Annotated in this window: 10 protein-coding genes; all 10 read right to left on the reverse strand. The window is 47.3% G+C overall.

Annotated features, from left to right (window positions below; genetic code table 11):
- Positions 1 to 10 precede the first annotated feature (10 nt).
- Genes AOC32_RS08870 through AOC32_RS08915 form a run of 10 tightly spaced genes read right to left on the reverse strand, consistent with a single transcriptional unit; the run spans position 11 to position 13,025 of the window.
- Complete coding sequence (locus AOC32_RS08870) at positions 11 to 1,861, reverse strand: ABCB family ABC transporter ATP-binding protein/permease (protein WP_108509106.1); 1,851 nt, start codon at positions 1,859 to 1,861, stop codon at positions 11 to 13.
- Positions 1,858 to 2,376 (reverse strand): dihydroneopterin triphosphate diphosphatase, encoded by a 519-nt coding sequence (gene nudB / locus AOC32_RS08875; protein ID WP_108509107.1) that lies wholly within the window; start codon positions 2,374 to 2,376, stop codon positions 1,858 to 1,860. Before nudB ends, AOC32_RS08870 begins: the two co-directional genes overlap by 4 nt.
- Positions 2,318 to 4,117 carry an aspartate--tRNA ligase gene (aspS, locus tag AOC32_RS08880; protein ID WP_108509108.1) on the reverse strand — a complete coding sequence of 600 codons (1,800 nt, stop codon included), beginning with the start codon at positions 4,115 to 4,117 and terminating at the stop codon, positions 2,318 to 2,320. Before aspS ends, nudB begins: the two co-directional genes overlap by 59 nt.
- Positions 4,118 to 4,125: 8 nt before the next feature.
- Complete coding sequence (locus AOC32_RS08885; protein ID WP_108509109.1) at positions 4,126 to 4,770, reverse strand: DUF502 domain-containing protein; 645 nt, start codon at positions 4,768 to 4,770, stop codon at positions 4,126 to 4,128.
- Positions 4,771 to 4,829: 59 nt separating this feature from the next.
- Positions 4,830 to 6,413 (reverse strand): ubiquinone biosynthesis regulatory protein kinase UbiB, encoded by a 1,584-nt coding sequence (ubiB, locus tag AOC32_RS08890; protein ID WP_108509110.1) that lies wholly within the window; start codon positions 6,411 to 6,413, stop codon positions 4,830 to 4,832.
- Between the two features lie 2 nt (positions 6,414 to 6,415).
- The gene (locus AOC32_RS08895) at positions 6,416 to 7,027 is read right to left on the reverse strand and encodes a ubiquinone biosynthesis accessory factor UbiJ (RefSeq protein ID WP_108509111.1); all 612 of its coding nucleotides are present in this window, start codon (positions 7,025 to 7,027) and stop codon (positions 6,416 to 6,418) included.
- Between the two features lie 52 nt (positions 7,028 to 7,079).
- Positions 7,080 to 8,009 carry a Tim44 domain-containing protein gene (locus AOC32_RS08900; RefSeq protein ID WP_108509112.1) on the reverse strand — a complete coding sequence of 310 codons (930 nt, stop codon included), beginning with the start codon at positions 8,007 to 8,009 and terminating at the stop codon, positions 7,080 to 7,082.
- Positions 8,010 to 8,059: 50 nt separating this feature from the next.
- Positions 8,060 to 8,803 carry a bifunctional demethylmenaquinone methyltransferase/2-methoxy-6-polyprenyl-1,4-benzoquinol methylase UbiE gene (ubiE, locus tag AOC32_RS08905; protein WP_108509113.1) on the reverse strand — a complete coding sequence of 248 codons (744 nt, stop codon included), beginning with the start codon at positions 8,801 to 8,803 and terminating at the stop codon, positions 8,060 to 8,062.
- A 2-nt stretch (positions 8,804 to 8,805) separates the two neighbouring features.
- The gene (locus AOC32_RS08910) at positions 8,806 to 9,189 is read right to left on the reverse strand and encodes a gamma-butyrobetaine hydroxylase-like domain-containing protein (RefSeq protein ID WP_108509114.1); all 384 of its coding nucleotides are present in this window, start codon (positions 9,187 to 9,189) and stop codon (positions 8,806 to 8,808) included.
- A complete protein-coding gene (locus AOC32_RS08915) occupies positions 9,189 to 13,025 on the reverse strand; it encodes a DUF3683 domain-containing protein (protein ID WP_108509115.1) in 3,837 nt (1,278 codons plus the stop codon). Before AOC32_RS08915 ends, AOC32_RS08910 begins: the two co-directional genes overlap by 1 nt.
- Positions 13,026 to 13,044 lie beyond the last annotated feature (19 nt).

The raw sequence follows: 13,044 nt of genomic DNA on the forward strand, positions 1-13,044 counted from the left end.
CATTTTAAGCCTAATTATCAATGGCTTGATCAGGGTCAATCGGTGCGTTTTCTTGTAACTGCCACATGGAAGCATAGCGACCATTGGATTCTAAAAGCTCATAATGGGTGCCGCGTTCAATGATTTGCCCGTGCTCCATCACTAAGATTTGGTCGGCATGGACTACCGTTGATAGTCGATGAGCAATGATTAATGTGGTCCGATTTTTTGCCAAATTGAACAATTCTTCCTGAAAGGCGCGCTCGGTCTTTGAATCGAGCGCCGAAGTCGCTTCATCAAAAATCAATAAGGCGGGCTTCTTTAAGAGTGTGCGAGCGATCGCAACCCGTTGCTTCTCACCACCGGAGAGCTTGAGACCGCGCTCACCCACAGGGGTGTCGTACCCCTCTGGCAGGTGTTCAATAAACTGGCTCATCTGTGCGGCACGTGCCGCTTCCACAATTGCCTCACGACTTGCTTGTGGACTTCCATAGGCAATGTTGTAGGCAATTGTGTCATTGAACAAGACGGTGTCTTGAGGAACAATGCCAATCACTTTTCGCAGGCTGGCTTGCTCCACATCTTGAATATTTTGGCCATCCAATAGGATCGCGCCTGACTGCACATCGTAGAAGCGAAAGAGCAGTCTTGCTAAAGTACTTTTACCAGCCCCACTTTGCCCAACCACCGCAGTAATCGTCCCGGCTGGAATCGTAAAACTCAGATCCTTCAAAATCTCACGCTTCTCGTTATACGAAAAGTAGACATGCTCAAACCGAACCTCGGGACCCTTAGCAAAATCCCGGATAAGTAAAGGCTTGGCATCTTTAGAGTCTTTAATTTCTTGGTCTTCATTCAAAAGCATGAACATATGATCCATATCGGTGATCGACTGCTTCATTTCACGATAAATCACCCCCAAGAAATTTAAGGGGATATATAACTGAATCATCAGCGTATTCACTAGGACTAAGTCACCCAAGGTCATCGATCCATCGACTACACCCTGAGTGGCTCGCCATAGGATTAAAACTAAGCCAATCGCAATAATCGCCTGCTGACCTAGATTGAGAATAGCTAAGGATTGTTGAGAGAGGATCGCAGCAGACTGATAATGCTTGAGATTTTCATCGTAGCGACGTGATTCAAAATGTTCATTTCCAAAATACTTCACGGTTTCAAAATTAATTAAGGAGTCAATCGCTCTTTGATTGGCTTTTGAGTCCATTTCATTCATCGTTCGCCGATAATAGGTACGCCATTCAGTTACCTTGATCGTATAAAAAATATAGATGACTAATGCAACAAAGGTAATGATCGCAAACCAAATATCGTAGTTGTAGGCGAAATATGCCAACACCAAGGCGAATTCAATCATGGTTGGCAAAATACTGTAGAGCGAGAATGAAACCAGAGTTTGAATGCCGCGTGTGCCACGTTCAATATCGCGACTCACTCCGCCAGTCTGGCGGCCCAAATGAAACTGCAAACTCAAGGCATGCAAATGCTCAAATACTTGTAACGCAATCTTGCGCACAGCACTTTGAGTCACTTTTGCAAAAAGTAATTCGCGTAACTCTGAAAACAACGAAGCAAGTAAGCGTAAGGCACCGTATCCCACAATCAGGCCAGCAGGAACGATTAAATAACTTTGCAAAGAACCGGGTTTGATGTTCATGGCATCAATCAGGTCCTTTAAAACAATCGGGACGCCCAAGTTAGCAAATTTGGCTGCCACTAAGCACAACATGGCAAAGAGAACTCGAAAGCGATGCTCAAATAGATACGGCAAAAGATCTTTAATGACTTGCCAATCCGAACGATTTGCGGCTCGCTTGATTGGCAACATACCACCCGATGGCCGGTTCTGAGCGCCTCTCATGATGCCAGCTTAGAGGGATCGCTATAGAACTGCAAAATGGCATCCCGATTGGTATGAGAAAAACACTTTTGTGCAGCCTCTTGATACGGCAACCAAACATACTGTAGATGCTCCCGAGGCGCTAACCGAATCGCAGTATTTGTGGGAACCTCCAGAGCAAACCAGTACTCGGTATTGCGCTCTACCCCCGGGGGGTAGCGATGACGCCACCCTGGATAAATCTCATACTGCACAGCGCGATGAAGATTTTGTAGGGAGCCTAAAGGCAAGGCTTGGACGTCGATACCTGTCTCTTCGGCCACCTCTCGAATTGCAGTGCTTTCGAGTGGCTCATCGATAAAATTAAGACTACCAGTGACCGATTGCCAAAATCCTGGCCGATCTGCTCGCTCGAGTAAGAGAACTTCCCGATTTCTGTTATGAATAAGGACTAAAACTGAAATCGGGATTTTCAAATCAACCCACCGGATTGGTATTGCGTAAGCGGATATGCAGTTCACGCAATTGACGCTCATCGACAGGACTTGGGGCTTGCGTTAACAAGCATTGTGCGCGCTGAGTCTTGGGGAAGGCAATCACATCGCGGATTGATTCCGCCCCCGTCATCATGGTCACAATACGATCCAATCCAAATGCAATTCCTCCGTGGGGAGGAGCGCCGTATTGCAAAGCATCCAATAAGAAACCAAATTTTGCTTTTGCTTCGTCCGGACCAATCTTCAGGGCACGAAACACCTGACTTTGGACAGCCTCTTGATGAATACGTACCGATCCCCCACCGATCTCGCTACCATTCAATACCATGTCATAGGCTTTTGCCAGGCATTTGCCGGGATCGGTTTCCAACAGCTTCAGATGTTCATCTTTGGGGCTGGTGAAGGGATGATGACAGGCAACCCAACGGGCATCATCTTCATCGTAATCAAACATGGGGAAATCAACCACCCATAATGGCTTCCAGCCTTCCGTAAAGAGACCGTGTTTCTTACCCCAATCCGAATGACCGATCCGCAGGCGGAGATTTCCAATCGCATCATTCACGACCTTGGTTTTATCCGCACCAAAGAAAATCAGGTCGCCATCTTTTGCTTTGGTTCTCTCTAATATTCCGGCAATTGCAGCATCGTGTAGATTTTTTACAATCGGCGACTGCAATCCATTGCGTCCCTCTGCAACTGAATTGACCTTAATCCATGCCAAGCCCTTAGCGCCATAGATGGCTACAAATTGCGTGTAATCATCGATTTCGCTACGGCTGATTTCCGCTCCACCAGGAACACATAAGGCCACAACCCGACCACCTTCTTGATTGGCGGGTCCCGAAAATACTTTGAAATCCACATCACGCATCAGGTCGGTTAACTCGGTAAATTCCATCGCAACCCGTAAATCGGGTTTATCGGAACCATAGCGCGCCATCCCTTCTGAATACGGCATGATTGGGAATGGATTGGGCAGCTCCACCTTCATCACGGTTTTGAAAATATGTCGCATCATATTTTCAAAGAGAGAGCGGATCTCAAGCTCATCTAAGAATGCGGTTTCACAATCAATTTGCGTAAATTCAGGTTGGCGATCAGCGCGCAAATCTTCATCACGAAAGCATTTTGTAATTTGGTAATAGCGATCAAAGCCAGCCACCATTAATAATTGCTTAAATAATTGGGGCGATTGGGGCAAAGCAAAGAATTGACCGTCGTGGACGCGTGACGGCACCAGATAATCGCGCGCTCCCTCTGGAGTACTTTTGGTGAGCATTGGCGTTTCAATGTCAATAAATCCGGCTGCATCTAAATAACGTCTTGTTTCCATAGCAACCTGATAACGCAAACGCAAATTCTTTTGCATTTGCGGACGACGTAAATCCAAGACCCGATGGGTCAAGCGCGTCGTTTCAGAGAGGTTGTCATCATCAAGCTGAAATGGTGGGGTTACCGATGCATTTAATACATGCAGGTCGTGGCACAGAACCTCAACCTTACCGCTCACTAAGTCTGGGTTCTCGGTTCCAGCGGGTCTTGCGCGAACCAAGCCTTTAATTTGAATACAGTATTCGTTACGAACCTCTTCGGCCTGTTTAAACATATCGGGGCGGTCTGGGTCACAAACCACTTGCACAAAACCCTCTCGATCACGTAGGTCAATAAAAATGACACCGCCATGATCGCGCCGGCGATTGACCCAGCCAGCGAGAGTAATTTCTTGACCAATTAAAGAATCAGTAACCTGACCACAGGTATGACTGCGCATCGACATATGTATTCCTAATGAGGTTGATTGGGGGTCTTGGGTTGAGCGATTCGAGGTGCCACCGAACCCATCGACACAATATGCTTAAGCGCTTCTTGAACGCTCATATCCAGCTCGATCACATTGGCGCGCGGCACAATCATAAAAAAACCAGAGGTTGGATTCGGTGTGGTGGGCAAAAATACATTGACATATTCACCGCCCAACTTATTGTTCACTTCAGGCGCTGCAGTGCCCGTTTGAAAAGCAATTACCCATGACTCAAGATGCGGATAACGAATCAACAGGGCTTTGCGAAATGCTTGGTTGTTTCCAGAAAATAATGTGGAGGAAACCTGTTTCACACTCGAATAAATGGAGCGCACGATTGGGATGCGGGTCACGGTTCGGTCCCAAAGCTTGAGCCACCACTGGCCTGCAAAATTAATAGCGAGAAAGCCCGTAAATCCAATCACCGCCAACACGATCAGAATCCCAAGTCCTGGGATTTCACGGAAATGCCGCAGCTCCCCAGAGAACTGACCAGGCGAAACCGTAATGATGGCCGACATTACCCAGCCGAAAATTTGATCGATGACACCCAGCCCCCAGGTGATCACCCAAATCGTGACCGCCATCGGTATCCAAACCAAAATGCCAGCAATAAAGTATTTTTTCATGAGAATTTGTGCCTAACCCGCTATTTTAGCGAGTTAAGGCCAATTCAGGCGAATTAGACCTAAATCGAATGGATTCGGACCAAAACCAAAAGAGCGCCCACCAAGAATCCACTGAGGAATAAAGCGACTCCAAGCCATTGGCGCCGTTTGCGTCGCTCATCGATTAACAGCTGTTTTAGCAAATCAAACTCCGGCCGCTGCTCTTTACGATGAACCTGTTCTAGGTTTTCAGCAATGAGACGTGGCAGGGTCGGCAATATCTTTGCCCAGTTGGGCGCCTCTTTCTTTAGTCCATCAATCAGACCTCTCAAACCAAGCTGCTGACTAACCCAACGCTCCAAAATAGGTTTAGCTGTTTTCCAAAGATCGAGGTCAGGATCCAATTGACGACCTAAGCCCTCCACATTCAAGAGGGTCTTTTGCAATAAAGTGAGTTGCGGCTGAATTTCAACCTTAAAGCGACGTGATGTTTGAAAGAGTCGCATCAACACAATACCCAAGGAAATATCTTTGAGCGGTCGATCAAAATAGGGTTCGCAAACGGTGCGAACCGCCCCCTCCAACTCTTCTAAACGGGTATTGGCGGGAACCCAACCGGATTCAATGTGTAACTCGGCAACGCGCCGGTAATCACGATTAAAGAATGCCAAGAAATTCTGAGCCAAATAATTCTTATCAAACTCGCTCAAATTTCCAACAATCCCAAAGTCGAGAGAAATATATCGGCCGAAGGTGTTGGAGTCCAAACTGACTAAGATATTTCCTGGGTGCATGTCCGCATGGAAGAAGCCATACTCAAATACTTGAGTAAAAAAGATCTCAACGCCATCAATAGCAAGTTTCTTAAAATCAACTCCTGCGGCGCGCAGCTCATGCGTTTTCCCAATCGAAACACCATACATCCGCTCCATCACAATCACATTGGTGTGGCATAGATCCCAAATCATTTCAGGAATCATGAGTTTGTCGGAGTCTGCAAAATTGCGGCGCAATTGGCTCGCATTCGCCGCTTCGCGCATCAGATCAAGTTCATCGTGCAAATAAGTATCAAATTCAGCAACCACCTCTCGTGGCTTGAGTCGTCGACCATCTTCAGAGACTTTCTCGACAATACGTGCCAAGTCATGCATTAAAGCCAAGTCGCTCTCAATCACCGGCAAAATGCCAGGGCGTAATACTTTGATGGCGATCTCTTTATTGGCCCACTCGGGATGTGTCTCGTTGCCCCGCAAGACTCCAAAATGAACCTGTGCCACCGATGCGCTCGCCACGGGTGTTGCATCAAACGATGAAAAAATCACCTCGATCGGGTGCCCCAACGCTTTTTCAATAATTGCTTTGGATTGCTCATTAGAAAAAGGTGGGACGCGATCTTGCAGCTTTGCAAGTTCATTAGACACATCATCGGGCAATAAATCCCTGCGGGTCGATAGGACCTGACCAAATTTGACAAAAATTGGGCCAAGCGCCTCAAGCGCTAAGCGAATCCGCTCGCCACGAGGTAGCTGACTTGGGGAGGTTGATGCAATCAGTTCAAGAAAGAACCGGCGCACACCGGGTCTCAAATTATCGCGAATCAGCCCAAATAAATTAAAGCGCCAAGCCGTATAGAAAATGATGCTTAGGCGAACAATACGACTCACAATTAATCCCGACTTTTTTGTAAAAAGGAAATTCGTTTTTCAAGGCGCTCAACCGCATCACGAACTGCCTGAATCTGCATTTTATGAGAAACAAAATCGCGTTGATGTAATAAGACTTTTTTTTCCTCACTTAGGTACTCGACCATATTTCCTTGCAAATCAAGAATTGCTTTCTCTGTCGCTTGAGCAAAACGCTTGGCTTGTTTACAAATAAAATGCGCAGGTGCATCACCAATCATTTTGGCTAAATCCTCTTCATACTCCCAACGCAATTGGTTTGATAGCTTAGCGATCAATTGAGCCAATTGGGCATCACCCGTTATTTTGACGGCTCTCATCGCCCGGTCTTTGATGGTCCCTTGAGGGGCACTAAGCGCTAAAAAGCTATTAGCATCGACTTCTAAAACCAAATCAGGATGCGGATGCACCTCAGACAAAAGAGCAATGAAGGAATTATCTTGAATTTGCCATTGCATCGAGCCAATTGGCAAAATCAACTCGATCACCCGCCCTTGATGATTACTCAAATCACGCAAAGCCCATTCCTCACGCTCAAGGACATGATTTATGGCGCGCACCAAGGCCGTTTTTGGCAAATCAAAACGCAGGTTCATAGTGTAAAAAACCCGCACAAGGCGGGTTTTCCGGTGGGGGAAAGGTTTAAGCTTAAACCAATTGCTGAATACCAGCTAGAACCCAGCCTCCGGGGCCGTTGACAGGCTTGGATAGATTCCAAACTTCCCTAAATGGTTCAGCGGGTCCATCTGCCTGCTCCCGAATCATGCCTGTGAACTCAACGCTACACAGGTAGGTATTCGCATCGGTCTCAACGCCCAAGAGTTCAGCGTTTAGCGTAACCACATCGGTATGATTTGTACCTTCAGCGCGGCCCTGCAGATCGCGTTGCAAGCTGGCAAACATTTCGGGGGTTGTAAATTCACGCAATGCCTCAAGGTCGCCAGCATCCCAAGCCTTTTGCAAACGCGTGAAGTAGTGTTTTGCATTAGCCAAAAATGCAATTTGATCAAAGCCTTCAGGCAGTTGATAAGCAGGAGCCTCATCAAGCATTGGAATTGGTGATCCAAATCCAGTATTCACTGGATGACTAGGCGTAAATGCGGGTTCTTGCCTTGCGCTTCTTTGCATTCCATTAGAGGCAGGCACTGGGCTTGGCATATTTTTGGCACTGGCTGGCATGAAGCGACGCAATACGAATAGCAATGCAAAACCAACTAAGACGGCCAATAAGAGTCCTGTCAAAAATGAAGCAGCAGCTTCACCTAAACCAAAATGCGAAAGTAGGTAAGCAATTCCAAGACCTGCCGCAAGACCGCCCAACATCCCACCTAAGCCAGAACGCTTCGCTGCAGCGGCTGGGGCAGCAGCTTGAGCAGGTGCCGCAGCAGGTTGTTGAGCTTGCTGTGCTGGTTTTTGCTGGGCCGGAGGTTGTGCTTGTTTTTGCTTAGGTGCGTTGGCTGAGCGGCCGATACTCGATCCACCACCCAAACGCTTTGCATCAACAACAGCAACATGCCCAACCGATAGGAATGCAAAGGACAGTGCAAAAACACTGGCTTTTAAATAAGTACTTTTCATTGAATCAGTCTCCTGTCTGCGATCTGTAAGCACTACTTTACAGTGAATAACTAATATTTAATACCAAGATGCAAAGCAACGATACCCCCAGTCATCCTATGGGTATGGACCTCATCAAATCCGGCCGCCTCCATCATGACTTTGAGGGTTTGTGCGTCTGGATGCATCCGAATCGATTCTGCTAAGTATTGGTAGCTAGCGGCATCTTTGGCCACCTTATCACCGAGCCATGGCAATACCTTAAAGGAATACAGGTCATACATTGGGGCTATTAGTGGGTCTGGCTTGGAAAACTCCAAAATCAGAACCTTACCCCCAGGTCGAATCACCCTCGCCATTTCTGCCAAGGCGAGTTCTTTATGCGTCATATTCCGCAGACCAAATGCAACGCTCACCACATCAAAATAGTGATTTGGGAAGGGGATCTGTTCAGCATCAAACTGAATGCATGGGATTGCAAGACCGCGATCCAAAAGTCGATCTCGACCTACCGATAGCATGGATGCGTTGATATCGCTTAACCAGACCTCAGCCTCGGGATGAATGCCCCACTGCGCGGACTGCGCAAAGGCGTAAGCGAGGTCACCAGTTCCACCGGCAATATCAAGCACCCGGTCGCCGGGCTTAACGTTCGCTTGGGCTAAGGTAAATTTTTTCCAGAGCCGATGCAAACCGGCTGACATCAGATCATTCATGATGTCGTACTTCGCCGCTACTGAATGAAAGACCTCGGCAACTTTCTCGGCCTTTTGAGATTCATCAACGCTTTGATATCCAAAATGGGTTTTTGACATATCTAGTGCCCACAACCATGGGATTTATTTACCATGGCAGCATCACGATCAACACCGGCGAGTTTGCAGCGTTCAAGATACTCATTCCACAAAGACTCTTGGTTTTCACATAACTCATACAAATAGTCCCATGAATAAAGACCTGAGTCATGACCATCTGAAAAGGTTGGCTTAATTGCGTAATGACCAACTGGCTCAATGTTTACGATAGCAACGTCTCGCTTGCCGGTTTGCAAGACCTCTTGCCCCGGTCCATGACCACGCACTTCAGCTGAGGGTGAGTAGACACGTAAAAACTCAAAAGGCAAACGATAGCTCTTGCCTTGCTCGTATTGAAGCTCGAGAACCTTTGAGTTCTCATGCACGATTAAATTGCTTGGAATCATTACACCAATACCCTTTCAATTCCGCCTTGGTTGGCCTTGCTTACGTAGCTTTCAAGCCAATTGTCACCCAACAAATGCTTGGCCATTTCAACCACAATGTAATCTGCTTTGGTATCGCTATCGCTATCAAAACGCGATAAACCTTGTAAACAGGATGGGCAACTAGTTAATACTTTAACCTCACCCGTAAAGTCTTTTCTTAAATCGGTCGCACCCTTTTCCATTTCAATTTGCTTGCGATAACGCACTTGAGTTGAAATATCTGGTCGAGTAATCGCCAGCGTACCGGACTCACCACAGCAACGCTCGTTCTTCACAATCGCTGTGCCATCCTCAAGTCCAATGAGCTCATTGACTGTCTTCAACGGATCCTGAAGCTTCATAGGGGTGTGGCATGGATCGTGGTACATGTATCGAACTCCCTCAACACCCTCAAGTTTGAGCCCTTTCTCGAGCAAGTACTCATGAATATCAATGATTCGACAACCTGGGAAGATTTGATCAAACTGATAGCCCGCTAGTTGATCGTAACAAGTGCCACAGGAAACCACGACCGTTTTGATATCGAGATAGTTCAAGGTATTGGCAACCCGATGAAACAACACCCGGTTATCCGTAATCATCTTCTCAGCTTTATCAAAGTCGCCATTTCCCTTTTGCGGATAACCGCAGCATAAATATCCGGGGGGTAGTACCGTTTGCACACCAGCATGCCAAAGCATTGCCTGGGTCGCCAGTCCCACTTGTGAAAATAGTCGTTCCGAGCCGCATCCTGGGAAATAGAAAACAGCTTCCGAATCAACGCTCGTCTCTAAAGGATTACGAATGATCGGCACGTAGTCTGCATTCTCAATATCCAAAAGTGCGCGGGCGGTCTTTTTGGGTAAGTTGCCGGGCATCTTCTTATTCACAAAATAAATGACCTGCTCTTTCAAAGCAGGCTTACCAACCGTCGCGGGTGGGGATTGCGTCTGTTTAACAGCCCATTTTTTGAGTAACTGATGGGCAAATCGCTGTAAGCCATAACCCCACTCAATCATCACTTTGCGACTCATCCGGATAGTTTCTGGATTGGTTGCATTGAGAAACAGCATCGAGGCACTAGTACCCGGGTTAAAGCGGCGCTGCCCCATCTTGCGCAATAGATTGCGCATGTTCATGGTGACATCACCAAAATCGATTTTGACGGGGCAGGGCGTATGGCACTTATGACAAACCGTACAGTGCGCAGCAACATCATCAAACATTTCCCAATGCCGAATCGATACCCCGCGGCGGGTTTGCTCTTCATATAAAAATGCTTCGATTAGCAATGAGGTGGCAAGAATTTTGTCTCTGGGGCTATATAACAAATTTGCCCGAGGAACATGAGTTGCACAGACTGGCTTGCACTTTCCGCACCGCAAACAATCTTTTACGCTATCGGCAATTGCTCCGATATCGCTTTGTTGCATGATGATCGATTCGTGACCCATGAGTCCAAAGCTTGGGGTGTATGCCATTTGCAAATTGGCATTAGGCATCAGCTTGCCCTTATTAAAGTGACCGTTTGGATCCACTCGATTTTTATAGGAACGAAATTCCCTTAGCTCCTCATCGGTGAGGTACTCTAATTTTGTAATACCAATGCCATGCTCACCCGAAATCACACCATCTAAGGAGCGCGCTAAAACCATAATGCGATCAACCGCACGATGCGCATCTTGCAACATCTCATAATCGTCCGAATTCACTGGAATATTGGTGTGAACATTGCCATCCCCGGCGTGCATATGTAAGGCAACGAATACGCGTTTACGCAATATCTTCTGATGAATTGATTTAATTTCTTTCAGTACCAAATCAAACGTGGAACCGCCAAAGATGACTTGCAGCGGAGCTAGCAACTCCCTCTTCCAAGAGGCGCGCAGGGTTCCATCTTGTAACTGTGGGAAAAACTGATCAATTTTCTCCAACCACTCCGTCCAAAGGATCCTTACTTCACTCAGGAGTGCCTGGGCCTGAATGACGCGATCGCCCACCATTTCCGCTCGTGAAATATCCTCAATTTCCTCATTCGCACGAATCGGGAGCGTCGCTTGATTGATATATTGCTCGAGGGCATCGAGTAACTGAATTTTATTTTTAAGCGATAGCTCGATGTTGATTTGATCAATTCCGTCGGTGTACTCGCCCATTCGCTCGAGCGGAATCACCACATCCTCGTTAATCTTGAACGCATTGGTATGCTTTGCAATCGCAGCAGTTCTTGCTCGATCTAACCAAAACTTCTTACGCGCCTCAGCGCTCACTGCCACAAAGCCTTCGCCCACACGCCGATTAGCCATACGCACTACTTCGCTAGTCGCGGCAGCAACCGCCTCCTCATCCTCACCAGCGATATCACCGATGAGCACCATCTTGGGCAAACCGTTGCGTTTGGATTTTGTGGAATACCCCACCGCTTTTAAATAGCGGTCATCGAGGTGCTCTAGTCCAGCTAAAAGGGGTCCACCCTTTTTACTTAAATCATCCAAATACGCTTTGATCTCAACAATACTGGGAATGGCTTCACGTGCTTGGCCGAAAAACTCCAAACAAACAGTGCGCATATGTTTTGGCATGCGATGCAAAATCCAGGTGGCACTCGTAATCAGACCATCGCAACCTTCTTTTTGAATTCCCGGTAAGCCGGATAAAAATTTATCTGTTACATCCTTACCTAAACCTGCTTTCCTAAATTTAGCGCCCTCGATTTCTAAAACCTCAGAACGTAAAACCTTGGCTTGAGGTGCCGCCTTACCATCCGACCAGATCAAACGAAACCGGGCAATACCTTGATCATGAATCTTGCCAAGATTGTGGTCAAGCCGCTCAATGTCTAACCAATTTCCATCAGGATCGACCATGCGCCAACTGGCCAGGTTATCCAGTGCGGTTCCCCACAAAACGGCTTTCTTGCCGCCTGCGTTCATGGCAATGTTTCCGCCAATGCAACTAGCATCGGCCGAAGTTGGATCGACAGCAAAAACGAGTCCTTGTTTTTCTGCAGCATCCGCTACACGACGGGTCACAACACCCGCCCCAGAGAAAATCGTGGGCACCGGAGCACTTAGGCCAGGCAATACAGAATGTACGACCGCTCCAAGATCAATTAACTTCTCCGTATTAATCACTGCCGACATTGCCACCATTGGAATTGCGCCACCGGTATAACCCGTGCCGCCGCCGCGCGGAACAATGGTGAGTCCCAACTCAATGCAAGCTCTGACCAAGTTCGGGATTTCTGCTTCGGTGTCTGGCTTGAGAACAACAAATGGATACTCAATTCGCCAATCGGTTGCATCGGTCACGTGCGCAACGCGCGACATTCCGTCAAATGCGATATTGTCGACATGCGTAAATTTGCTAAATACTCTCTTGGCCTGCTTGCGCAATTGCGAAACGGTTTGAAAGTTATTCGCAAAGGATTTCACTGCAATGCGAGCGGCTGATAGTAAATCGTTGACCTGCTCAGCAAAATCTCCCGAGATCCTTTTTTCAACTTCACCCAAACGATGCCACAAGGCTTGAATGAGTGCTTCGCGACGTTTGGGGTTATCTAGTAAATCATCTTGCAAGTAAGGATTGCGCTCGACAACCCAAATATCGCCAAGCACCTCAAATAGCATCCTGGCAGAGCGGCCTGTGCGTCGCACACTCCGTAACTGCTCCAAAATTTCCCAAGCCTTGACCCCCAAAAGACGAATAACGATCTCCCGATCGGAAAATGAGGTGTAGTTATACGGAATCTCACGAAGACGATGGGATTGCGTATCGATCTCAGACAAGCTATCTAAGGAGATAGGTGCGTTCATGGTGGCCAGTCGATTAAAG

The sequence above is a fragment of the Polynucleobacter acidiphobus genome, assembly GCF_003065385.1.
In the GTDB taxonomy this organism is placed as follows: Bacteria; Pseudomonadota; Gammaproteobacteria; order Burkholderiales; family Burkholderiaceae; genus Polynucleobacter; species Polynucleobacter acidiphobus.